Annotated in this window: 19 protein-coding genes; 12 read left to right on the top strand and 7 right to left on the bottom strand. The window is 64.7% G+C overall.

What is annotated here, in order from left to right:
- Positions 1-431 precede the first annotated feature (431 nt).
- From GTZ99_RS15050 to GTZ99_RS15060, 3 genes are read left to right on the top strand one after another with little or no spacing between them, the layout of a single operon-like run.
- Positions 432-1,364, top strand: a complete 933-nt coding sequence (locus GTZ99_RS15050) for a sugar phosphate isomerase/epimerase family protein (RefSeq protein WP_161720365.1) — start codon at positions 432-434, stop codon at positions 1,362-1,364.
- 57 nt (positions 1,365-1,421) lie between these two features.
- Positions 1,422-2,732, top strand: coding sequence for a glycoside-pentoside-hexuronide (GPH):cation symporter (locus GTZ99_RS15055; protein WP_161720367.1), 1,311 nt, complete (start codon positions 1,422-1,424; stop codon positions 2,730-2,732).
- The gene (locus GTZ99_RS15060; protein WP_161720369.1) at positions 2,729-4,330 is read left to right on the top strand and encodes a GMC family oxidoreductase; all 1,602 of its coding nucleotides are present in this window, start codon (positions 2,729-2,731) and stop codon (positions 4,328-4,330) included. The genes GTZ99_RS15055 and GTZ99_RS15060 overlap by 4 nt, the downstream gene beginning before the upstream one ends.
- Positions 4,331-4,571: 241 nt before the next feature.
- Here the strand turns inward: GTZ99_RS15060 and GTZ99_RS15065 are convergent, their stop codons facing one another.
- Positions 4,572-6,638, bottom strand: a complete 2,067-nt coding sequence (locus GTZ99_RS15065; RefSeq protein ID WP_161720371.1) for a TonB-dependent receptor — start codon at positions 6,636-6,638, stop codon at positions 4,572-4,574.
- A 556-nt stretch (positions 6,639-7,194) separates the two neighbouring features.
- Here GTZ99_RS15065 and GTZ99_RS15070 point away from each other — a divergent pair.
- The 4 genes from GTZ99_RS15070 to rutA all read left to right on the top strand — a co-directional run bounded on the left by GTZ99_RS15070 (position 7,195) and on the right by rutA (position 11,131).
- A complete protein-coding gene (locus GTZ99_RS15070; RefSeq protein ID WP_161720373.1) occupies positions 7,195-8,202 on the top strand; it encodes a LacI family DNA-binding transcriptional regulator in 1,008 nt (335 codons plus the stop codon).
- Between the two features lie 255 nt (positions 8,203-8,457).
- On the top strand, positions 8,458-8,655 hold the full coding sequence (locus GTZ99_RS15075) for a hypothetical protein (protein ID WP_161720375.1): 198 nt from the start codon (positions 8,458-8,460) through the stop codon (positions 8,653-8,655).
- Positions 8,652-10,028, top strand: coding sequence for an amidase (locus GTZ99_RS15080; protein ID WP_227711410.1), 1,377 nt, complete (start codon positions 8,652-8,654; stop codon positions 10,026-10,028). The genes GTZ99_RS15075 and GTZ99_RS15080 overlap by 4 nt, the downstream gene beginning before the upstream one ends.
- A 23-nt stretch (positions 10,029-10,051) precedes the next feature.
- Complete coding sequence (gene rutA / locus GTZ99_RS15085; protein WP_161720377.1) at positions 10,052-11,131, top strand: pyrimidine utilization protein A; 1,080 nt, start codon at positions 10,052-10,054, stop codon at positions 11,129-11,131.
- Between the two features lie 162 nt (positions 11,132-11,293).
- On the opposite strand, the gene GTZ99_RS15090 is transcribed toward rutA, so the two are convergent.
- Positions 11,294-12,508, bottom strand: coding sequence for an MFS transporter (locus tag GTZ99_RS15090; protein WP_227711411.1), 1,215 nt, complete (start codon positions 12,506-12,508; stop codon positions 11,294-11,296).
- A 145-nt stretch (positions 12,509-12,653) separates the two neighbouring features.
- Between GTZ99_RS15090 and GTZ99_RS15095 the strand changes: the two genes are divergently transcribed.
- Positions 12,654-13,883 carry an amidase gene (locus GTZ99_RS15095; RefSeq protein ID WP_161720381.1) on the top strand — a complete coding sequence of 410 codons (1,230 nt, stop codon included), beginning with the start codon at positions 12,654-12,656 and terminating at the stop codon, positions 13,881-13,883.
- A 2-nt stretch (positions 13,884-13,885) separates the two neighbouring features.
- On the opposite strand, the gene GTZ99_RS15100 is transcribed toward GTZ99_RS15095, so the two are convergent.
- The 5 genes from GTZ99_RS15100 to rpe all read right to left on the bottom strand — a co-directional run bounded on the left by GTZ99_RS15100 (position 13,886) and on the right by rpe (position 19,116).
- The gene (locus GTZ99_RS15100) at positions 13,886-14,347 is read right to left on the bottom strand and encodes a Fur family transcriptional regulator (protein ID WP_161720383.1); all 462 of its coding nucleotides are present in this window, start codon (positions 14,345-14,347) and stop codon (positions 13,886-13,888) included.
- 58 nt (positions 14,348-14,405) lie between these two features.
- Entirely contained in the window at positions 14,406-14,546 is a 141-nt protein-coding gene (locus GTZ99_RS15105; protein WP_161720385.1) for a hypothetical protein, read from the bottom strand.
- Positions 14,547-14,744: 198 nt separating this feature from the next.
- Positions 14,745-16,319: a bifunctional phosphoribosylaminoimidazolecarboxamide formyltransferase/IMP cyclohydrolase gene (gene purH / locus GTZ99_RS15110; RefSeq protein WP_161720387.1), complete on the bottom strand. Its 1,575-nt coding sequence runs from the start codon at positions 16,317-16,319 to the stop codon at positions 14,745-14,747.
- Positions 16,320-16,512: 193 nt separating this feature from the next.
- Entirely contained in the window at positions 16,513-18,330 is a 1,818-nt protein-coding gene (locus GTZ99_RS15115) for a heparinase II/III family protein (RefSeq protein WP_406818603.1), read from the bottom strand.
- 123 nt (positions 18,331-18,453) lie between these two features.
- Positions 18,454-19,116, bottom strand: a complete 663-nt coding sequence (gene rpe / locus GTZ99_RS15120) for a ribulose-phosphate 3-epimerase (protein WP_161720390.1) — start codon at positions 19,114-19,116, stop codon at positions 18,454-18,456.
- 223 nt (positions 19,117-19,339) lie between these two features.
- Here rpe and GTZ99_RS15125 point away from each other — a divergent pair, with 223 nt between their 5' ends.
- The 4 genes from GTZ99_RS15125 (at position 19,340) to GTZ99_RS15140 (ending at position 24,467) form a co-directional block, all read left to right on the top strand.
- Positions 19,340-20,575, top strand: a complete 1,236-nt coding sequence (locus tag GTZ99_RS15125) for a M20 metallopeptidase family protein (protein WP_161720392.1) — start codon at positions 19,340-19,342, stop codon at positions 20,573-20,575.
- Between the two features lie 106 nt (positions 20,576-20,681).
- On the top strand, positions 20,682-21,398 hold the full coding sequence (locus GTZ99_RS15130) for a pirin family protein (RefSeq protein ID WP_161720394.1): 717 nt from the start codon (positions 20,682-20,684) through the stop codon (positions 21,396-21,398).
- Between the two features lie 74 nt (positions 21,399-21,472).
- Complete coding sequence (locus tag GTZ99_RS15135) at positions 21,473-22,051, top strand: nitroreductase family protein (protein ID WP_161720396.1); 579 nt, start codon at positions 21,473-21,475, stop codon at positions 22,049-22,051.
- A gap of 304 nt (positions 22,052-22,355) precedes the next feature.
- Positions 22,356-24,467 carry a putative bifunctional diguanylate cyclase/phosphodiesterase gene (locus GTZ99_RS15140; protein ID WP_161720398.1) on the top strand — a complete coding sequence of 704 codons (2,112 nt, stop codon included), beginning with the start codon at positions 22,356-22,358 and terminating at the stop codon, positions 24,465-24,467.
- Positions 24,468-24,477 lie beyond the last annotated feature (10 nt).

Raw genomic sequence — 24,477 nt, forward strand, 5'->3', positions numbered from 1 at the left:
AAAGCCCCCGCCACCAGCTCGATCTCGCGGTCCAGTTCCGCCGCAATCCGGTGCACCGGGCCAATAAATGCACCCGGACCGCCGCCAATCATCCCCATCCGTAAACGTCGCAAGGCTACCTCCCACCACACCGGCGTCCCGCCCCGTTTGGGCCCGGAATTCCGCGATTGTAAACATTTTCAGACCGCGCACCAGACAGCTGGCGCGCGCCACTGATCTCCGGTGTGACATACAATGGCTGACGCTGTCATGCCAGCATGTGACCGATTATAGCAAACGTATGCCTCAGCCATGCTTGACAGGGCGGAGCCGCTCGCTCAAAATGAAAACGATTACTGCAAATCGGTCAGCCGTCCGCGCCCACCATGGCCCCGCGCCATCGCCACCGCGCCGGACACGCGATGCAGCAGACGGGTTATTCAGGGTAGATCATGTCGGAAACCGCATTTGCAATTGATCTGATTACGTTTTTCCACCCCGGCTTTTGGGATGTGGAGACCGAGACGGACGTGATCGCACTGGGCCATGCCCAACCGCGCCCCTTTTGGGACCGGCTGCTGGACGCGGCGCGCGATAGCGGGGCCAAGGGGATCGAGCTGACCTTCTCGCCGTTCAGCTGGCGCGACACGATCGCCGCCTATGGCTCGGCGGCGGCGTTCGCACAGGAATTACAGGCACGCGACCTGCGCCTGGCCACCGGCTTTTTCGCCGATGTGGCAATTGGTGGCGGGCTGGATGATGCCGGCACGCAGGCAGCCTATATTGCCGAAGCCTCTGAATATGCGGCCTATCTGTCCGAACTGGGTGTTAGCGTCATGGTCATGGGCCTGACGATGCGCAAAAGCTGGAACAGCCAGCCCGCGCCCTATATCGGCATCGATCAAGCCGCCCCCATCGCCGATTTCTGCAACCGTCTGGGCGCGGCCACGCTGGCCCATGGCGTGCAACTGGCCCTCCACACCGAGGCGCACTCGATCTTCTCGCTGGCGCGTGACGTGGATCTGTTCATGCTGCTGACCGATCCGGTGTTCGTCAATTTCTGCCCGGACACGGCACATATCCTGCTGGGCGGGGCGGACCCCATCGACGTCGTCGCCCGCCATATCGAGCGTGTTGTCGCCACCCATTGGAAGGACGCCACCGGCCCCGCGCCCGTGCGCATCGCCATCGACCACGAAGTGCACAAGCAGCACCGCCCCTTCTTTTGCCCGCTGGGCAGCGGCAAGGTGGATTGGGCCCGCTGGCGCGCGCTATTGGATCGCGCCGGTTTTGCCGGGTGGAACATCATCGAAATCGACGCCACCCCCGATCCGGTCGGCGCGGTGCAGGCGTCCTTGGCGTTCATCCGGGGCCATCAGGCCTAAAGACAAACAGCCCCTTTCGGGTCGCACGACAAGGGCAAAAGGATAGGGAGCCGGTCAATGGATACAAAGCTGAGCCTGAATGAGCGCCTGAGCTATGGCGCGGGCAATTTCGGGGTAAACCTCATCTTTGGCCTGACCGGCGCCTATCTGATGTATTTCTATACCGATGTGTACATGATCGCGCCGGCGGTTGTGGCGCAATTGTTCCTGCTGGCGCGCGGGGTGGACGCGATCTTTGACCCGCTGCTGGGTCTGGCGATTGACCGCACCAAAACCCGCTGGGGCAAGCATCGGCCCTATCTGCTGTGGTTTGCGATCCCCTTTGCGCTGTTTGGCGTGGCGGTGTTCTGGGCCCCCGATCTGACTGGCGGGGCGAAACTGGCCTATATCTACATCACCTATACGGTGGTGGGGCTGCTCTATTCCTGCCTCAGCCTGCCGCTCAATTCCATGCTGCCGACGCTGACGCGCGACGTGCCCACCCGCAACACCACCAACGCCATCCGCGAATTCATGGGTTCGGCGGCCACGGTGGGCGTGGGCTATGCGACGATGCCGCTGGTGGCGTGGCTGGGCGGGGCTGATCAAAAGACCGGCTTTCTGCTGTGCGCGGCAATGCTGGCGGTGCTGACGCTGGCGGGCATTGCGGCGGCCTTTTTCGGCACGCGTGAACGGGTTGAGCCCGACAGCAGCCCACAGCAATTGACCACCGCCCAATCGCTGAAGGCGACGCGCGGCAACTGGCCGTGGATCGCGACGATGGCGGTCAACCTGTGCTTCTGGATTGGCTTTATCGGCCATGTGCAGTCGACCGTCTATTACGCCCGCGATGTGGCGGGGCAAGCCGAATGGGTCGCGCCGCTGATGGCGATGATGCTGGTGGTGCTGGCCGGCACGGCGTGCAGCGCCTATGTCGCCAACCGCATTGGCAAGCCCGCGACCGGCATCATCGGCGCGGCCATCGCCGCCATCGCCACGGCGATCATTCCGCTGTCGGGCGATTTTGGCTGGCTGATGGCGATGAATGCCATTGGCTATTTCGGGCTGGGCCTGCTGGGTGGCTTGCTGTTCGCGCTGATGGCCGATGCGGTCGATTACGGCGAATGGAAAAGCGGCTTTCGCGCACAGGGCTTTCTGTTTGCCGCCAGCAGCTTTGGCGTAAAGCTGGGGATGAGCATCGGCGGCGCGGCGGGGGCCTATCTGCTTTCGGCGGCCAATTACACCGCCGGCGCGCCCGCTGACGCGGCCGTCATCACCGCCATCAAGTGGAGCCACGCCTGGCTGCCGGCGCTCTCCTATGTGGCGATGGGTGCCAGCCTGCTGCTGTTCCGTTTCGATCCCGCATATCCAAGGGCGTCTCGTGCATGACCTATGACTATATCATCGTCGGGGCCGGTTCGGCCGGCTGTGTTCTGGCAGACCGGCTGTCGGCCGACGGAACCAAGCAGGTGCTGTTGCTGGAGGCCGGTGGCCACAACAACGACCTGATGATCAACATGCCGCGCGGCATGGCCAAGATCTGGATGAACCCGAAATATTACTGGGGCTTCCCGGTCAAGCACCAGCCCGGCCGCCCCGATGGCGAGGCATGGTATTACGGCAAGGGTCTGGGCGGTTCCTCGGCGGTGAACGGGACGTGGTATTACCGCGGCCAGCCCAAGGATTACGACAGCTGGGCCATGCCCGGCTGGAACTGGGCCGAGATCGAGCGCTGTTACGCCGAGCTGGAGGCCTATCAGGGGGCCAACGCGGCCGATTGCCGTGGCACCGATGGCCCGCTGGAAGTGATCGCCAGCACCGATGACAGCCCGCTGACCCATGCCCTGTTTCAGGCCGGGCGCGAATATGGGCTGGACGTGCTGGAGGATGTCAACGATCCGGGCAGGGGGGGCATCGGCCGATCGCAGATGACGGTCGACCGCCGGGGCAAGCGGGTGACATCGGCCACCGCCTTTCTGGCGCAGGCCCGCAAGCGCCCCAATCTGACGATCCGCACCGGCGCGCTGGTACACAAGGTAGTGACCGAAGGCCGCCGCGCCACGGGCGTGCGCGTCTCGTTTGGCGGCGCGCCCGAAACCATCGCCGCGCGCGAAGTGATCCTGAGCGCCGGCGTGCTGACCAGTCCCAAGCTGTTGCAGCTTTCGGGCATTGGCCCGGCCGATGTGCTGGCCGAACAGGGCATTCCGGTGGTGGCGCATAACGCCGCCGTGGGCGCGAACATGAGCGAGCACATGATGGTCTCGCTTTCGTGGCGTTTGCACGGCATGCATGGCCACAACCGCGAGTTCCGGGGCTGGCGCCTGTACGCCAACGCCTTGCGCTATATGCTGACGGGGACGGGGCTGATGTCGCGGCTGGTGCCGGACGTGTCGGCGATGATCCCGCTGCAGGCGGACAGCGACTGGCCGGATCTGCAATTGGGCATTGCGCCGTTCTCGATGGAATCCTCGGCCGAGGACAAGCCCGAGGCCGGGCGCGGAACGACCGAAAGCCAACCGGGCATCACCATCGTCGGCTTTTACCTGCGACCGCACAGCCGGGGCCGGGTGACGATCCAGTCCACCCGCGCGGCCGACGCGCCGCTGGTGGATGCGGCATGGCTGTCCGATCCGCGCGACCGTGACGCGGCCATGGCCATGGTCAAGGCGATCCGCCAATTCGCCGCCCAGCCCGCGCTGGCGCCCTATATCGGCGAGGAAACCATCCCCGGCCCGGCCGTCACCTCGGACGAGGAGCTGGAAAAGGCGCTGTGGTGGATGCTCTCCACCGGGCTGCACGGCACAGGCACCTGCCGCATGGGGCCGATGGGCGACAACAGCGTGGTGGACGAGAAACTGCGCGTACACGGCATCGCGGGCCTGCGCGTGGTTGATTGCAGCGTCATGCCAACGCCGATCTCGGGCAACACCAACGGCCCGGCCATGGCCGTTGCCTGGCGCGCGGCAGAGATCATCCAGCAGGGCTGATCCACACCCCTTTCTCCCGCAGGGGCATCCCTCTCCCGCCCCTGCCCCCTAAAGCCCCGTCGGTCGTACAGCGGACCGGCGGGGCTTTTTCTGTGGGGCCGGTGTGGCGGAGCGGGCAGTGCGCGGCCGCTGACGTGCCCCCATCCCGCCTTGGGCTACCCCACGCAAAAAGAAAGGCCCGACCGTTGCCGGCCGGACCTTTCCCTGGAAGAACCCTTCCCCAATGTGGGGGGGAGAGGGATCAGAAGCTGTAGCTCAGACGCACGCCATAGGTGCGCGGATCAGCAAACTGCACCAGATAGCCACCGGCATAGCCAGCTTCATCCGAGGCGGTCAGGATCGTCGAATTCTCGACGTTGTAGACATAGGCCGATGCCGAGAAGCCCTTGCCCAGCGGGGTATAGCTGAGGATCAGGTCGGTCTTGGTATAGGCCTTTTGCAGCTGATAATTACGGTTCTCGAAACCAAAGTACGACTTGGTCTGGAAACGGGTCTGAACGCGCGCGGTGATCTTGGCATCGGGCAGCAGGAAGTCATGCGAGTAACCACCGCCATAGGCCCACTCGGGCGACTGGGGCAGGGTGTTGCCCGCATATTGCGTGCCGTTGTTCAGGAAGTCCAGATAACGACCATGCACCCAGTTGATGTTCGCATCGATGCGATCGGTGGGCGTGATGGCAAAGCTGGCTTCGGCCTCGATGCCGTACACGCGGGCCTTGCCAGCGTTGAAGATGCGGCTGATCGCGGTGACCGGATCGTTCTGCTGCACCTGCAGCGACGAGTAATCATACCAGAAGCCGTCGACGTTCAGCTCCAGATGGTTGTCGAGGAAACGGTTCTTGGTGCCGATTTCAAAGGCGCGGATCGTTTCGGGGCCATAGGTATAGCCGTTCTGGAAACCGCCCGACTTGAAGCCGGTGTCGAACTTGGCATAGACCAGATTGGTGCGGGTCGCCTGCCAGTCCAGACCCAGGTGGTAGGTGTCCTTGCTGCCGCTGTAGTGCTGATTGATCACGCTGTAGGTGCCAGCGATGTTGTTGAAACCAATCTGGCTCTTGCGCTCGTCGGTGTAACGCGCGCCGGCCGACAGCTTCAGCGTCTCGGTCAGCTTGTACGAGACCTGACCAAAGCCGGCGAACGACTTGGCGTTGGTGTCATACGAGAAGGTGTAATAGTTGAACGGCGTCGCACCGCCCAGCACCTGGAAATAGGTCAGCGCATAGCCGCCCTCGCGGAAGTAATACAGGCCACCCTGCCAGGCAAACGGGCTGTCATTGTTCGAGGCAATGCGCAGTTCGTGGTTCTGGGTTTCGGTGCTGCCGTCGGTCGGGAAGCCATAGTTATAGGCGGTGCTGCCGTCCTGATCGTTCTGGCGACGCAGGTGCTGCGTGCGGAAGCCACCGATATAGGTGATGCTCGCGCCGTTCAGATCATACTTCAGCGTGCCACGGATGTTCTTGATCGTCAGGTCAATGAAGCCCTGCGTGTTCAGGTTCCAGCTCTTGGTATCGCCCAGCTTGAGCGTGCCATCAGCGTTTTCATTGCCGTACAGGATGCCCTTTTGCACGGCGCCCACGCCGCCCACATGGGTGTATTCACCGGTCACCAGCGCGCTGAAATTGGTGGTCGGTTCCCACAGCAAGTGCAGACGGGCGGCCTGCGACACGTCATCATTGCCACCGCGCGTCACCAGACCCGAATTGGCGCTGCTGAGCGAACCATTGTCGCGGTACGCATCGCGCTGGTGCACCGAGAACGAGCCGCGCACGAACAGGTTGTCAGTGATGCCGGTGTTCAGCATGCCTTCGACCAGCAGGGCGTTCTTGTAGCCAAAGCCGGCGGTCATGCTGCCTTCGGTGCGCTTCTTGGGCTTGGCGGTCTGGATGTTGATCGCGCCAGCGGTCGCGTTGCGGCCATACAGCGTGCCCTGCGGCCCGCGCAGCACTTCGATGCGGTCCAGATCGAAGAAGCCGACGTTCAGCGCCGTGCCGTTCTGCAAGTAGAAATTGTCGGTGCTGATCGCCACCGCCGGGTTGCCGGTTTCGGTATAGTCGCGGCTGGAAACGCCACGGATGGTGATCAAGGTGTTCTGGTTGTTTTGCGCAACGTTCAGCGTCGGCGCGATGTTCGACAGACCGTTGACGTCAGAGACGCCCGCCTGCGCCAGCTGCGCGCCGGTGGCGACAGTCATGGCGATCGGGGTCTTTTGCGCGGTGCTTTCACGCTTTTCAGCGGTGACGACGATTTCCGTCAGGCCGCCCGTGGCTTCGGGCTGCGCGGTCTGCGCGATGGCGTGCGCAGGCGACATGCCAACGGCGAAAGCAACGAGGGCGGCGCTGGCCGCAAGCTTCGATTTATTCAACATCGACAATCCCCATGAGAGTTGATCTGGCGTTCCCGGCGATGCCGCCGTCCCTGCGATGACACATGCTCTGCGCCTCGGAAAAGGCGTTGTGGCAACGTTTTCATTACAATATGACGTTTCCGTGGAAATGCAACAGGGCATGTCCGATGGACAAAAACGCCTATTTTCCTATATTTTTTCGATGCTTAATTATTCCGCAGCGCAGCACAAACGAAATTCGACCTGCGCCTGTGGCATAAATGCCGCTATGGATCGACTCATCCGGCGGGAAGCCTCCGCATCTCGCGAAGAGCGTTTTCCGCCCACGTGCCGATGATAGGTCAAAATACGCCTGATTTGCGGCAGTATTTCGGATAAACACGCGAACCATCCTGTACGACCAAAGTCGGGCATGAAAATGTAAACGTCATTCAAATACGGTCAGCACCCCGATATTCGGCCATTGGCCCTTGCCGCCACGCCGCCCTTTGGGCAAAACCGTTTTCCAGCAGGAGAGGACATGGCCAACATCAAGGATATCGCGGCAATGGCGGGCGTTTCGATCGCCACCGTGTCGCGCGCGTTGCGCCAGCCCGGACTGGTCAAGGACAAGACCGCCGCCAAGATCGAGGAAGCGATCCGCGAGCTGGACTACAAGCCCAATCTGGTCGCGGCCTCGCTGCGCCGGCAAAAGGCGGACGCGGTGATCATCGCCGTGCCCTCGATCCACAACCCCTTTACGTCCTCATTCGTCGAGGGCGTGGAAAACGTCGCGCGCGAAAACGGCACCAAGGTGCTGTTGGCCATCACCGAAAGCCGGTCCGACCTGCTGGACCGCCATTACGAAATGATCGCGGGAAAACAGGCCGATGGCATGATCCTGCTGGACCTGATCGAACCGTCCGATCTGGCCCGCAAGGTGGCCGGCGCCAGCCCTTTGCCGATCGTGCTGGCCTGCGAATATCAGGACGGCAAGGATCAGCCGCGCGTGCGGGTGAACGATGTGGACGCGGCCGCCGATGCCGCCGCCCATATCGCGGGGCTGGGCCATACACGCATCGCCTGTCTGTCGGGGCCTTCGGTCCAGCGGATGAGCCGCGACCGTCAGCGCGGTTTCCGGCTGGGTCTGCGCCGCGCGGGGCTGGAACTGGCCGAGGATCTGATCGTCGCGGGCGATTATTCGCTGCAATCTGGTGTGGAGAGCACCTTTGCCCTGCTGGATCGCGGGCATCCCTTCACCGCCATCCTGTGCGAAAATGACGAAATGGCGCTGGGCGCGATTCACGCGCTGGCAGTGCGCGGTCTGCGCGTGCCACAGGATGTCAGCGTGATCGGCATCGACAACATGCGCTTTGCCGCGTTCAGCAATCCGGCGCTGACCACGGTGTCGCTGCCGACCACCGCGATTGGTGAACAGGCGATGCGACTGATGCTGGACTTTGCCATCGACGCGGATGGGGCGTGCCGGGAAATCATCCTCCCGCATCAATTGATTAAGCGCGAGAGCACCTGCCCACCCCAGGCGTGATGGGCAAAGCCGAGCGTTAAGGGCGCAATCCACCGCGCCACCGCACCCCGAACAAGGGGCGCAATGCCCCCCCGCAAATTCGCACCTGCGGCATATTGCTGCATATGCGTAATTTTGCCCGCTTGACTTCATCCGCCGATGCGGCACGATGAAAACGTTTCCACGACACTGGCCCGCCGGCCCGCTCAGGCAATCGCACACAGGTGCTTTTGTCGGCGCCCCCGGCTTGCCCAAACACCCCAAAGGAGCCCCACTTTGGACCCGTCCACTGGCCTGCCCGAACAATGGATCACCACCACGCAGGGACTGACCGCCCGCCCCGGCGACGCGGATCGGATCGCCGCCCATTGGCAGGCCGACCGCGCATTGCTGGATCTCGCCCAGGCGCGGCCCGATGCGGCGGGGCTGTTTGACGTGGCGATGGCCCGTTTTGACGCTTTGGTGCGGCCATGAACGCCCCCTTGGACGCCATGGATCTGGTCGCGCTGGCCGATGCCATAGTGGCGGGCGACATCACCGCACAGGCCGTGACCGCTGCCGCCCTGTCCCGCGCGCAGGCTGTCACGCCGCTCAACGCCTTTGTCCGCATCGACGCCGATGGCGCGATGGAGGCCGCCCGCGCCGCCGACCAGCGCCGCGCGGCGGGCGCGCCTTTGGGCCTGCTGCATGGTGTGCCGCTGGCGCACAAGGACATGTTCTATCGCGCGGGGCGCATCACGGGCTGCGGATCGAAAATTCGCGGCGATTTTGTCGCCGAGACCACCTGTGATCTGCTGACCCGGCTGGACGATGCGGGCGCGATCGAGATCGGGCAATTGCATATGGCCGAATTCGCCATGGGCCCCACAGGCCACAACGCTCATCTGGGGCGGTGCCGCAATCCATGGTTGGCGGACGCCATCACCGGCGGCTCGTCATCAGGCAGCGGCGCGGCGGTGGCGGCGCGCGTGGTGGCCGGAGCGCTGGGGTCGGACACGGGCGGATCGGTACGCCTGCCCGCGCATTTTTGCGGCGTGGTGGGGCTGAAGCCCACCCATGGGCGGCTGACTCAGGCGGATATGATGCCCCTGTCAGAAAGTCTGGACACGGCGGGGCCGCTGGCCCGGTCATCGCGCAGCGTGGCGCGGTTGATGGATGTGCTGACAGGGGACGCCGTGCACGAGGCCGCGCTGCGCAGCGATCTGCGCGGGATGCGCGTCGGGATCCTCGATGCCGATGATCTGGGCGAATGTGATAAGCCCGTGCTCAACGCCCTTACCGAAGCGGCCCACACCTTGGCCGATCTGGGCGCGCAGGTGGTGCCGGTGCGCCTGCCCGATCTGGCGCATTATGCGGCGATGGCGGCGCTGGTCTGGGCACCCGAAGCCGCCGCGCTGCACCTGCCCACGCTGCGCGACCACGCGGATGATTACGGCCCACAGGTACGCAACCGGCTGATGCACGGCCTGTCGATGCCGGCCACCCATTATGTACAGGCCCGCCGCCTGCGCTCCTGCGATCTGGCGGCGTTTCTGTCTGGCCCGATGGCCGGGCTGGACGCCATCGCCCTGCCCACCTGCCGCATGGTCACCCCCATGGCGCATGACGCAGATGCCGATGCGGGCGCGGCCATGGATACGGTGATCGGCGGATTGTCGGCGCTGACGCGCGGGTTTTCCTATCTGGGCGTGCCGGGGTTGGTGACGCCGATGGGCTTTGACTCGCGCGGGTTGCCCATGGGGCTGCAACTGATCGGCGCCCCCCGCGCCGAAGCCACGCTGTGCGCCATTGGCCACGCCTATGAATCGGCCACCAATTGGCTGGCCCGCCCCCTCCCTCTCCTGTGACCCTTCAGAAAGGAAGCACCCTCATGGATCTTGGCGTCTTTATCCCGATCGGCAACAATGGCTGGCTGATCTCCAAGAACGCGCCGCAGTACATGCCCAGTTTCGAGCTGAACAAGGCCATCGTGCAAAAGGCCGAAGGCTATGGCTTCAGCTTCGCGCTCTCGATGATCAAGCTGCGCGGTTTTGGCGGCGAGACGAAGTTCTGGGACTACAATCTGGAGAGCTTTACGCTGATGGCTGGCCTTGCCGCCGTCACGACAAAGATCAAGCTGTTCGCCACCACCGCCGTGCTGACGCTGCCGCCCGCGATTGCCGCGCGCATGGCGATCACCATCGATTCCATCGCGCCGGGCCGGTTTGGCATGAACATCGTGTCGGGCTGGGCCAAGGGCGAATATGACCAGATGAACCTGTGGCCGGGCGATTCCTATTTCGGCTATCGCTATGACTATTCCGAGGAATACGTCCAGGTGATGAAGGACCTGTGGGAGACGGGCAGTTCCGACTTCAAGGGCAAGTATTTCACCATGAACGATTGCAAGCTGGGGCCGCAGCCCAAGGGCAAGATCGAGCTGGTGGGCGCGGGCCAGTCGGAGCGCGGCATGGATTTCGTGGCCAATTACGGCGACTACAACTTTGTCACCTGCGGCGGCATCAACAAGCCCTATCAGCATCAGGGCACCGTCGAAAAGCTGGTGGAAGCGTCCAAGAAATCGGGCCGCGATGTGGGCGCCTATATCCTGTGCATGGTGATCATGGGCGAGACCGACGAGGAAGCCATGGCCAAGTGGGAACACTACAAAGCAGGCGCCGACATGGGCGCGCTGGCGTGGATGGCCGATCAGGGGTCAAAGGACACGACGGCCGATTCAAACTCGACCTCGCGCCATATCAACCTGCCCGAGGGCGCGATCAACTTCAACATCGGCACCTTTATCGGCAGCCACGCCACCGTCGCCAAGCTGCTGGATGAGGCCGCCAGCATCCCCGGCACCAAGGGCATCATGCTGACCTTTGACGATTTCCTGACCGGTCTGGATGAATTTGCCGCAAAGGTGCAACCGCTGATGCAGTGCCGCCAGCACATGCTGGCCGATGCCTGATTGAACAATGGCCGCGCCACCTGACCGGGGTGGGCGCGGCTTCCCTGCCGGAGAGGATAGAGCCCCCTTTCCGGCAGGATTTCATTTCACCCTGCCTGGCGCGTGTCCTGTGGGATGATACCCCACCGGACACGCGCCTTTTTTATGCCAGATGACGTGGGATTATGCCGCGCGCCGCTGGTGCAGCGCCAGCCAGCCACTGGCCAGAGCCCCCAGCACCAGCGCGCTGGACACCGCGACAAAGGTGGCATCATAGCGCCCCAGCCCTTCGTAAATCAGGGCATAGGACGAAGGCCCCAGCATCACTCCAATGAAGGTATAGACCAACGCCCCGCCCATCACGCGGCCGGTGTCCTGCGGCGGGGCGGAGCGGGCGATTTCGGCCATCGCCACACCATTCCACCCCGAAAGACAAAAACCCAGCGCGCACAGCAGCGCAATCTGCCCCGCCATCGGCATGGCGCTCAGCCACAGGCAGGCCACCAACCCAAGAGTGCTGGCCACGCCAATGAACGACAATATGCCGATGCCCGAACCAATCCGGTCGGCCAGCCAGCCCCATGTCACGCGCCCCACCGCGCCAAAGGCCTGCAACAATCCGCCCACAGCCGCCGCGCTGACCAGTGACCAACCGTGGTTCTCCACCAGCATGAGCACCAGAAAGGCCGAGAGCGACAATTGCACCGCCGAATAGAGCAGCCCCAGCGCCGAAAGCACCCGCAGCCGCCCCGACCGCCACACCAATTGCTGTTCCGCGATGAAATTGGCGATGAACCCGGCGCCGGGCCGGGCGTGGTGGTGATCATGGCGGTGGTGCCACAGCAAATGCGCGATCAACAGCACCGGCGCGATGGCCATCAGCGCCACTGTCATCCTCCACCCGATGATCTGGTCCATCACCGGCAATGACAGGCTGGAGGCGACCGCGCCCAAGGGCACGCCCGCCTGCTTGATCGAAAAGACGATGCCGCGCCGCGCGGGCGGGCAAACATGGTTCAAAATGTGCGAGGAGGCCGGGTTTTGCAGCCCATAGCCCATCCCCACCGCCACCGAGGCCAGCACCGCCAAATCCAGCCGCGCCGCCGAGAGCAGCAACAACCCCAATGCGAACAAGGCCAGCGAGACGACCTCGATCAGCACCGCGCCAAACCGCGCCAGCAGCGTCCCCGACATGGCCGAACCAATCGCGCCAACCAGATAGATCAGGCTGATCTGATAGCCGACATAATGCGCCGCGATCCCCAGATCGGCCGCCGCACGCGGGGCAATCGGCGGCAGCGCCAGCGCGGTGGCTGTGGCGATGATCTGCACCAGCGTGGTGGTTGTTAGCGCATGCAGCAATCCATGCGCGGCGGGGGCTTGGGGCGGATGGCGCAAAGGGCGATCCTTATGCAAGGGGAATGCGGGAATTTCCACGTCATATCGAGCATTATCCCACGCCGCAAGATGATATGAAAATGTTTACATTTTTCTTTCGCAATGGCAGCATCGCCGCCATCAATACACGCCACAGGAGCCCCGGATGACGCCCCAGATGCCCCCGCTTGATGCCGTCAATGCCGCACTGCAACGGATCGCGGCGCGCGATGGCGATGTGCGGGCATGGATCGCGCTGGACCCGGCCGGGGCGCGGGCACAGGCCCTGGTCACCAGCTCCGCCGCCCCGCTGGCCGGGCTGGTGCTGGGGGTAAAGGATGTGATCGACGTGGCGGGGATGCCCACCACGCATAACTCGCCATTGGGGAACCCCGCCCCGGCAATTGCCGACGCGCCCTGTGTCGCGGTGCTGCGGGCGGCGGGCGCGATTGTGCTGGGCAAAACCGACACCACCGAATTCGCCGCCGCCGGGCGCAATGCCGCCACCGCCAATCCGCACGCCTTTCACCGCACGCCGGGGGGATCGTCATCCGGCTCGGCGGCGGCGGTGGCCGATGGCCATGTGCCCATCGCGCTGGCCACCCAAACCGGCGGATCGACCATCCGCCCCGCCAGCTTTTGCGGCATCCCGGCGCTGAAACCCACATGGGGCGTGATCAGCCGCGAAGGGGCCAAGCAATATGCCAACAGTCTGGACACCATCGGCCTCTACGCCACCAGTTTTCCCCTGCTGGAACGGATGGCGGCGGTCTATGACATGGCCCCGCCCAGTGATCTGCCCACCGCCCCGCGCATTGGCCTGTGCCGCACGCCCTATTGGGACCGCGCCGCCCCCGAAACCCATGCCGCCATGCAGGACGCCGCCGCCCGCCTGCGTGCCGCTGGGGCCGTGGTGGTAGAGGTGGACCTGCCCCCGTTGTTCGACCGGCTGGAACGCGCCTTCATGGCGATCCTGTTCCGCGAAGGGGCCGCCGCCTTCCTGTCGTTGGCCCGGACCGAGCCGCATCTGCTGCATGACGATTTCCACACCCGCATCGCCAGTCGCGCCACATACAGCGATGCCGAATGGGCAGAGGCGCAAGACATCACCGACCTCGCCCGGATCGAGGCGGAGCGGCTGCTATCGGGACTGGACGCCTTTCTGACGCCCAGCGCGCCGGGGATCGCCCCGGTGGGACGCGGACCGGGCAATCCGATCTTCAACCAGATGTGGACGCAATTGCACCTGCCGGTGGTCAACCTGCCGCTGTACCGCGCACAAGAAGACATGCCGCTGGGCCTGTCGCTGGTCGGGCGGCGGCACAGCGACCGTTCACTGATCGCGCTGGGCGCAGCCTTGGCCGATGTGCTAGGGCTGCACCGCCCGCTGGCGTAACGTCAGGAGCAGTGGTCGCACATGCCGCGCAGTTCGACCACCGGCCGCACATCGGCAAAGCCCGCCTTGCGCGCGGCCTCGACCAAGGCGCCGGTCAGGCGGTCGTCATCGATATGCACCGCCCGCCCGCATCCGTCACAGATCAGGAAAATGCAGTCATGGCGGCACCCCGGATGCGGGTTGGCGACATAGGCATTGGCGCTTTCCACCCGGCGGGCCAGATTGGTGCGCACAAACAGGTCCAGAATGCGATAGACGCTATTGGCCGCAACGCGCTTGTCGCGCAATTTCGACACCGCCTCGGCGATGTCATAGGCGCTGGCAGGGCGCTCATGCGCGCTCAGCGCGCCATAGACATCGGCGCGCATCTCGGTCCACTGCTCGTCAGCAGACTCCAGCGCGGCACGGGCAGCAGACACCAGCCCTTCGCCGGAATGTTCGTGATGATGGTGATGGGCGCTCATGGCCCGCGCCATACCGCTTTTTGGCGCGCAAGGGAATGTCCCTGCGGGCGGCGGGTGATCAGTTCTGCGGTGCGGCAACCGCGGCTGGCACAATGGTGCCGTGCCCGCCCGACAGGCCGTAAACGGCGGCCAGCATCAATCCGCCCACGGCAAAGCCGATGGCAAAAGATCGCACAATGTCCCGAGGAACAAATCCCATACAAATACTCGCGCCGTGATTCGCCCAAGAGCAAGCGACCGGCTGATCGCCTGTGCGTGGATAATTTTCCAGCCTGCAGGTGTGGTAAGTCCGCGTTAACGAGACGAAAAGACTTTCACCTGCGACGAAATGCTGCACCGCAGCGGCCGGAACCGGAAGACAGGGGCCAGCCCGCAAAGGGCCAGCCCCCAAATCCGATCAATGGTTGAAGTGGCGCATCCCGGTGAACACCATCGCCAGACCAGCGGCGTCCGCAGCGGCGATCACTTCGTCATCGCGCATCGAACCGCCCGGCTGGATCACCATGGTGGCACCCGCCTCGACCGCGGCCAACAGGCCATCGGCAAAGGGGAAGAACGCGTCCGAAGCCACCGCGCTGCCCACCGTCAAGGGCGCGGCAAAGCCATGCGTCTCGGCGGCTTCCTTGGCCTTGGCGGCGGCGATGCGGCTGGAATCGCGGCGGTTCATCTGGCCAGCGCCGATGCCGGCGGTGGTGCCGTCCTTGGCATAGACGATGGCGTTCGACTTCACATGCTTGGCCACAGTCCAGGCGAACAACGCATCGGTCAGCTCCTGCTCGGTCGGCTGACGCTTGGTCACCACCTTCAGGTCGTCGCGGGTGATGCTGCCGTTGTCGCGCGTCTGGGCCAACAGGCCACCGGCGATCGGCTTGACCTTCAGGCCGGGGCGCTTGGGATCGGGCAGTTCGCCCGTCAGCAACAGGCGCAGGTTCTTCTTCTTGGCAAACACCGCCTTGGCCGCGTCATCGGCATCGGGGGCGCAGACCACCTCGGTAAAGATGCCGCTGATCGCCTCGGCGGTGGGGCCGTCCAGCGGGCGGTTGACGGCGATGATGCCGCCAAAGGCACTGACGCTGTCGCACTGGAACGCGGCCTCATAGGCCTCGACCAGCGTGGCGGCAGTGGCCACGCCACAGGGGTTGGCGTGCTTGACGATCACGACGGTGGGGTCGGCGTCGCGGAATTCGGCGACCAGCTCCAGCGCGGCATCGGCATCGTTATAGTTGTTGTACGACAGCTCCTTGCCCTGCACCTGCACGGCCTGCGCCAGACCACGCGCGGCCGGGCCATTGGGCACATACAGCGCCGCCTTCTGGTGGGGGTTTTCGCCGTAACGCAGCTCGGTCACGCGGGCGCCGGTGATGGCCAGCGTCTCGGGGAAGGTTTCGCCCTGATCGGCAAAGGCAAACCACTGGCTGATCGCCGAGTCATAGGCGGCGGTCAGCGCATAGGCCTTGGCGGCAAACTTGCGGCGCTGGGCCAGCGTGGTTTCACCGGCAGCCACAGCGGCATAATCGGCCGGATCGGTGACGATGGCGACGAACTCGTGGTTCTTGGCCGCCGAGCGCACCATCGAAGGGCCGCCGATGTCGATGTTCTCGATGATGTCTTCACGGCTGCCGCCGCGCGCCACGGTCTGCACGAACGGATACAGGTTCACCACCACCAGATCGATCGCGCCAATCGCGTGCTCGGTCATGCTGGCGACGTGTTCGGCATTGTCGCGCACCGCCAGCAGGCCGCCATGCACCTTGGGGTGCAGCGTCTTGACGCGGCCGTCCATCATTTCGGGAAAGCCGGTCAGCTCGCTAATGTCCTTGACGCTCAAACCGGCATCGCGCAGCGCCTTGGCCGTGCCGCCGGTCGACACCAGTTCCACACCCTTGGCGGCCAGCGCCTGGCCCAATTCGACAAGGCCCGTCTTGTCAGACACAGAGAGCAAAGCCCGGCGGATGGTGACGGTATCGGTCATGGTGATGTTCCTGTCGCGCGAGGTGGGGAGGACGGGCGCTGACGGCCCTTTGGCCGCCCCCATACGGATTTTGGCCGATTTGGAAAGGGTGTGCAGGCGCACACATGTCAGGAAAATGCAACAAGGCGGGACAGTCACGCCCCGCCTGTCACCATCGCAACACCGTCAGGACGCGCGAAACGCCCTGCCGCCATCACCCCATCTTCTTGAGCAGCCACGAGAAATTGCCGCCGCCCCGGCTGACCATGCCCTGAATCACCAATTGCTGCACCGGCACCGGGCGGCCCTGACCATCGGCCCAGATCGATTCCTCGATCGTCACCTCACCACTGCCGCTGCGGAATTGCCAATACGATCCATCCGGCAGCGCCATGCCGATGCCCAGCCCATCCTCTGACCGGCCAATCTCGATCCCCGGCCCCAGATGGAACCGGATGGCAAAGCCGACCATGCCGCGCTTGCCCTTGCGGCCATGGGGGACCAACAGATCCTCACCACGCAATTCCGTCCCGTCATCGCGCAGGATCAGAATGCGGCGATGCACCAGACCATAGCGCGCGGCATAGCCGTCATGGCTGGCCTCCAGCCTTGTCGCGCCCGAACCGCGCTCACCCTCCAGCGTGCGGCGGTCCACCTCCACCTCGGTCACGCCGGTGCCCAGACCGCCATTGATCAGCACCGCGGTCGAATTGGCATCGTCCAGCACCAGCGTCGAATGCGCCGCCGTCGCGCGCAAGCCCTGCTCCAACCGGACCGGCATCAAGCCGCCCGCCGCCGCGCCGCCGCCGCAATTGACGATGATCCGCTGACCCGCATGGCTGAATTCCAGCGCCAAAGTCGAGGCACAGCCCGACCGGGCATGACGCGCCAGCGGCGGGGGGGCCGCGTCGAATTGCAGGATGCTTTTCTGCGCAACCGCGCGTTGATAGCCCCATTGCCGCACATCACGCAGCGGGCGGGTGCGCACGCCGGTGGCCGACACCAGATTGGCAACGTCACCCGCCGACACCGCCCAGCCGCCCTGCCAACTACCCAGCGCGCCATCGCCATGCGTCAGCGTCAGCAATGGCGGCACCATCAGTTGCATGATCGAATCCAGCGCCTCGGGCGGATCGCGGCGGCAAGCGCGGTAACAGGCCACCAGCCGGGTCAGCAGGGCAATCGCCTCCATCTGGCCCAGCGGGCTGCGGCTCATCACCCCGCCATCATCGCCCAGCAATTCGCCCAGCGCCTGAATCAGCCCGGCCTCACCAAACAACCGCCGCGCGCGGCCATCGGGCAGCAACAGACCCGCCGCGACAATGCCGCACCAGCCCGCCACCTGCGCCAGCGTATCCTCTGCCCGGCCGACATTGCTGTCCAGCCAGCGGGCGGTATCGCCCACCGCGTCCATCACTTGTTGGCGCAACGCCTTGTCCGCGCCGGTCAGCAACAGCGGCGCATGCACCAGCCAGTTCAGCAAACGCGCACCGGCATTGCCCACGTTCCACGCCGGCCCTTTGCCGGGGCGCGCCGGCATCTTGGCATTGGCCTGCATCCAACTGGACAGGATGCGCTCAGCCACGGCCGTCACCTGTTCGCGCGGCGCGGCCGCCTCCAGATCGGCCAGCCAGTGGAAGCCATGCACCACCCGTTCGACCGGCGGCGCCAGACGGCCCGCGCCGCCAAAATCCACCTGCGCGATCGGCAGTTTCAGCCCATGGATCAGGAAATGCCCCGCCCGCAGCGCCGTCCCCGCCGCGCGGTCACCGGGCAGCGGGTTGGCGGCGGTGGCCAGCAGACGCGGCTTGGCCGGTTTGCGCAGCGACAACAGGCCGCCACGCAGCCCCATCTTGTACGCCAGCCGGATCAGCCGGTCTCCCGCCCCGATCGAGGGCGGGCCGAAATCGGCCAGCGCCAGCGCACGGCCAGGCTCGATCACCTGACCGCCGCGCGGCTTTTTCACGGCGTCGGTCGATGCCGCCACCGCCTCGCCGCCCTGCTCGATGTCCTGTACGCCCGGCTCGCTCACCCTCTTCGACCCTTCCGCTTCCACCGCGGTGGAGCCCAGTGCGGTCAACGGTATCGCCTGCCGCTTGCCCCGCTGTTTTGCGGATGCCAAACCCTTTGCAGACGCGTCGACCTCGATCATGGTCTATCGGGCTCCCTTCAAGGCCGCAATATTGGCGGCATACATATCCGGGCCGCCGCGGAAAGTGGCCGTTCCCGCCACCAGCACGTCAGCCCCCGCATTCACGCAGAGCGGGGCGGTCGTCGTGTCGATGCCCCCGTCCACTTCCAGCCGGATGTCGCGGCCGGTCTTGTCGATCATCTTGCGGATCGCCTCGATCTTGCGCAACTGGTTGCTGATGAACTTTTGCCCGCCAAAGCCGGGGTTCACGCTCATCACCAGCACCAGATCGATATCGTCGATCAGATAATCCAGCATCTTGGCCGGCGTCGCCGGGTTCAGCGACACGCCCGCCTTGCAGCCCAGCGCGTGGATCGCCTGCACCGTGCGGTGGGCATGGGGGCCCGCCTCGGGGTGGAAGGTGATGTAGTCCGCGCCCGCCTGGGCAAACCCCTCCAGATAGGGATCAACCGGGCTGATCATCAGGTGGACGTCAAACACCTTGGCCGTGTGGGGGCGCAACGCCTTGACCACCATCGGGCCGATGGTGATGTTGGGCACGAAATGGCCATCCATCACATCGACATGGATCCAGTCGGCCCCGGCCGCGTCAATCGCGCGCACTTCCTCACCCAGCCGGGCGAAATCGGCGGACAGGATCGAGGGGGCAATCAGGGGCACGGTCATAGAAGTCATAATTCCAGCAGCTTTCCATGGCGCTTAAATGCGCGATTCGTGAGGGACAAGTTAGGGTGTCTCCATTTTCCACACAGTTTCCCCGGATTTCCACCCCAGAAGCGTCAACCTAGGCATTTACCCATGGGGCGTGACACCAAAGCCCGCCCAACACCGCATTGCGCAATGCCGCGACCCGCGCCATGCTGTGCCCTCCGCGCGCAAGGAAAGCCTCATGACCCAAGCCCTCCCCTCCCCCGCCTTGCTGGCACAGGCGCAGGGCCTGTCGGCCGAACTGGTGGCATTGCGCCGCGCCATCCATGCCGAGCCGGAGCTGGGCCTGATGACCCCCATGACCCGCGACAAGATCCGTCTGGCGCTGGCGCATCTGCCGATTGTCTGGCGCGAGGGGCCTTCGACGACCGGCCTTGTGGGGGTGCTGCGCGGGGGTGGCGGGCCGGCAACGGGGCCGCGCCCGACCGTCCTGCTGCGCGCCGACACCGACGCCCTGCCCATGGCCGAGGAAACCGGCCTGCCCTATGCCAGCCGCCACGAAGGCGTGATGCATGCCTGTGGCCATGACTCGCATGTGGCGATGCTGGCCGGAGCGGCAGAGCTGTTGGCAGCGCGGGCCGATGATCTGGCCGGTGACGTGTTGCTGATGTTCCAGCCGGGCGAGGAAGGCCACCACGGCGCCCGCTTCATGATCGAGGACGGCTTGATCGAGGCCGCCCCCGGCGTCTGGCCCGATGCCGCCTTTGCGCTGCATGTGATGCCCAATTCGCCACATGGGCGCATTGCCGGGCGGGTAGGCGCGCTGTTGGCGGGGGCGGACCAGATCGACATCGCCATCACTGGCGCGGGCGGCCATGCCAGCATGCCGCATGACGCGCGTGACCCGGTGCCGGTGGCCTGCGAGATCGTCACCGCGTTGCAAACCATGGTGACGCGCCAGTTTGACGCGCATGACCCGGTGGTGGTCACCATCGCCCGGATCGAGGCGGGGACCACCCACAATGTCATCCCAGACACCGCCCGGATGAAAGGCACGATGCGCAGCCTCTCGCCCGTCAATCGCCAACGGCTGCGCGATTGCGTGCGGCAATTGGTCACCGGCATCGCGGCGGCGCATGGGTTGCAGGCAGAACTGGTCGTCACCCCCGGCTTTCCCGTGACGCTGTGCGATGCCCGAGCGGTCGATCTGGGCGCGGCGGTCAGCGCAGATATGTTCGGACCCGATGCATTTGTTCGCCTGTCCGCGCCCATCATGGGGGCAGAGGACTTTGCCTATGTGCTGGAACATGTCCCCGGCGCGATGTTCTTTATCGGCGCGGCGCATCAGGGCAGCCAATGGGCATCCTGTTGCGGCATTCACAGCCCCCGAATGGTTATCGATGAAAGCATTATGCCCCGAGGGTCAGCGCTATTGGCGGGCTGTGCGTTGCGCTATCTGGCGCGTGGGTGGGACTGACAATCGGACCCATCCCAAAACGCAACCCACCCATCCGCAAACCGGCAATTCACGCATGGCCACGCCCGCCCTATCTCCGGCGCATACCCCCCGCTGGAGATAACCCATGATCGAACTTCGCCCCTTTGCCACCATCGGCGCGGCCAACCACGGCTGGCTGGATGCGCATCACCACTTTTCCTTTGCCGATTACCATGATCCGGCCCGCATGGGCTGGGGCGCGTTGCGGGTGTGGAACGATGACACCATCGCCGCGCAAACCGGATTCCCGCCCCACCCGCACCGCGACATGGAAATCATCACCTATGTCCGTCAGGGCGCGGTATCGCACCGCGACAGTCTGGGCAATGCGGGCCGCACCGCTGCCGGCGACGTACAGGTGATGAGTGCGGGCAGCGGCATCCGCCACGCCGAATACAATCTGGAGGACGAGGCGCTGACCCTGTTCCAGATCTGGATCCTGCCCGAAGCGCGCGGCGGCGAACCATTCTGGGACCAGCGCCCTTTCCCCAAGGGCGATCGGGCGGGCGCGTGGGCGGTGCTGGCATCAGGCATGGCCGGGGACGCGGGCGAAGCGCTGCCGATCCGGGCACAGGCGCGGGTGCTGGGCGCCACGCTGCGGGCCGGCGAAACGGTGACATATCCGGCCGATGTGGCGCGCCATCTGTATCTGGTGCCGGCCATCGGTCAGATTCGCGTGGGCGATGGCGCGGGCACAGATGTGCTGGCACAGGCGCGTGACGGGGTGGCGATCACGGCGGTGGACAATATCTCTATCACCGCGATAGAAGATAGTGAAATCGTTCTCGTCGACGCGCTGTAACGGCGCGGGGCGGGCATGGTATCACCCTCTCTTCCATCCCATAACCCCTTGTTTGTCCAAAGGATGTCAGACTGATGACCACCCGTACCACCAGCCCCGCGATCCTGCCCGCCATTGCCCAGCGCTGGAGCCCGCGCGCCTTTGACGGCAGCGCCGTGCCGCAGGCCGATCTGGAGCTGATCTTCGAAGCCGCGGGTCTGGCGCCCTCGGCGTATAACTATCAGCCCTGGACGTTCCTGTATGCGATCAAGGGCGATGCCAATTGGGACGCTTTCCTGTCGCTGTTGATCCCGTTCAACGCCAGTTGGGCCAAGGAAGCGGGCGCGCTGGTGTTCATCGTCTCGGAAAAGGACATGGTGCAGGGCGAGAAGGTCAACCCCAACCACAGCCACAGCTTTGATGCGGGCGCGGCGTGGGGTTATGCCGCCTTGCAGGCCAAGGCGCTGGGCTATGACACCCATGGCATGACCGGGCTGGACATGGGCAAGGCAACGGCCGAACTGGCCATCCCCGACACCCACCGTCTGGAAGCCGCCTTTGTCATCGGCAAGGCGGGCGACAAGGCGATCCTGCCCGATTTCCTGCAGGGCCGCGAAGCCCCCGGCACCCGCAAGCCGGTGACCGAAATCCTGCGCGCCGGGCGTTTCGCCTGATCGCCACGCGATAGCCGCGGGCCATCCGGCCCGTTGCCTCAGCGCCCCGGATCGTCATGGTCCGGGGCGTTGTGCGTTAAAAGCGGTGCGTTCTGGCCGCGCCGCTGCGTTTTTCTGCCATCTCTCCACCGCCACATCCGCAGTTTCCCGCAGTGGCAAGGCAAAGCGTTCTGAATGCCCCGCCCCTACATTGCCCATCAATGACAGGAACGCGGAACCCGCTCTGGCTGAACAGACCGCTGTGCTTATGGCGCAGCGGTTCGTCTGTGCTGTGCGCCCACCGCCAGCGCGAGAGGTAAGCCAAATGTCCGCGATGGATCACGCGTCGCTGTTCGATGCGCTCTCGGATTTTTCCGCGCCGCCTCCGGCCGAACCCGATCCCCCCGCGCCCTCTGCCGCCCAACACGCGCCGCGCCCCCCGCGTCACAAGCAGGAACAACAGCGACTGGGCATGTTCCGCATGGTGGCCGGACTGGCGGTAGCGGCGTTGGTGATGCTGGTTGGCACCACCTATTTCGTCATCACCCGCGTGGAAAACAGCGCCCAATTCTATGTAACGGGCATTGTTGATCGCAGTTGGACCACGCGCAAGACCGAATGGCACAACGCCGTGCAGGCACTGGCCCGCACGCATGATTCCGCTCAGGTCGAGCACCGCGCCGCCGTTGCAGGCGCGCTGCGCGCCATCACCCATTCCGGCAATGTCAGCGTCATCTTGCAACCAGCCTCTGCCCAGCCGCGCGCTGCCGATACCAGCGGCACCCGCACCCGCCTGAGCGACGGCCGCGTGTTTGTCGACATCGCCGCGCCCGCGCTGCATGGCGAAGGGCGTCCGCAGCAATTGCTGGTCTCGGTTGAAGTGGACAAGGCGCTGCTGAAGGAATTTGGCCAGTTCCACAATCTGCGGGCCACGCGCCTGCTGCCATTGGGCGCGCCCACGCCGGGGCTGACCGCGCTGGTCCTGCGCGGACCCGATGGCGCGCCGCTGGTGCAAATGGCGTGGGTGCCGCTGGACACCGCCAATGTGCTGCGCAAGCAATTGCCGGCAACGTTATTGGTCATGATGACGCTGTTTGGCCTGTTGGCATGGGTCATTCTGCGCCGCAGCAGCACCATCACCAACGACCTGATCGCCAGCGAGGCGCGGGCCCGTCATCTGGCGTTTCATGACACGCTGACAGGCCTGCCCAACCGGGCGATGATGAATGACCGCCTGCACCAATTGCTGGCCATCGGCCGGCGCTATCAGGGCGATGTGGCGGTGCATTGTCTGGATCTGGACCGGTTCAAGGAAGTCAACGACACGCTGGGCCACCCGGCGGGCGATGAACTGATCCGGCAGGTGGCCGACCGCCTGACCGACCTGTGTCGCGAAAGCGATACGGTGGCACGGCTGGGGGGCGATGAATTCGTCATCCTGCAACCGGAAACCAATGCCTCGGGCGCGTCGCATCTGGCCGAAAGGGTGCTGAAAATCTTTGAAACGCCGTTTGAACTGGACAGTGGCGTGGTCGAGGTGGGCTGTTCGATCGGCGTGTCGCTGATCACCAACCCCGACATCGACGCCGTCGAGGCGATGCGGCAGGCCGATCTGGCGCTGTATCAATCCAAGGAAGGCGGCCGCAACCGCATCACCTTTTTCGAACCCGACATGGACGCGGCCTTGCGCATGCGCCGCTCGCTGGAGACCGACCTGCGCAAGGCGCTGGCCAACAATGCGCTGACCATGGTCTATCAGCCGCAGATCGACCACCGCGAACACATCACCGCGATGGAAGCGCTGGTGCGCTGGACCCATCCCGAAAAGGGGCCGATCTCGCCCACCATCTTTGTCCCCCTGTGCGAGGAAACCGGGCTGATTCTGGATCTGGGCGAATTTGTCATGGACCGGGTGTTTCAGGAAACCGCCCATTGGCTGGGGACGCGGGTGGCGATCAATGTCTCGCCGCTGCAATTGCGTTCGCCGATGTTCATGGCGATGGTGACGCGGCTGGTGGCGCGCTACAATATCGACCCCTCGCGCTATGAGATCGAGATCACCGAAACCGCGCTGCTGGGCGATGACGGGGTGACGCGCGACAATCTGCTGATGCTTAAACAAGAAGGGTTCACCATCGCGCTGGACGATTTCGGCACGGGCTATTCCAGCCTGAATTCGCTGAAACGGTTCGCCGTGGACAAGATCAAGATCGACCGCAGCTTCATCCACAATCTGGAGGCCAATGACGAGGCCGAGGCGCTGGTCGATGCCATCGTCAAACTGGGCCGGGCGATGAAGCTGTCGATCGTGGCCGAAGGCGTCGAGACCGAGGCCCAGCGCGACCGGCTGGCCGCCTGTGGCTGTAACCATTTCCAGGGCTTTCTGGTGTCAAAACCGGTGCCTGCCTCGGAACTCAACGACATCTTCTTTGGCTGATTGCAGGGCT

The organism is Novosphingobium ovatum (genome assembly GCF_009909235.1).
In the GTDB taxonomy this organism is placed as follows: Bacteria; Pseudomonadota; Alphaproteobacteria; order Sphingomonadales; family Sphingomonadaceae; genus Novosphingobium; species Novosphingobium ovatum.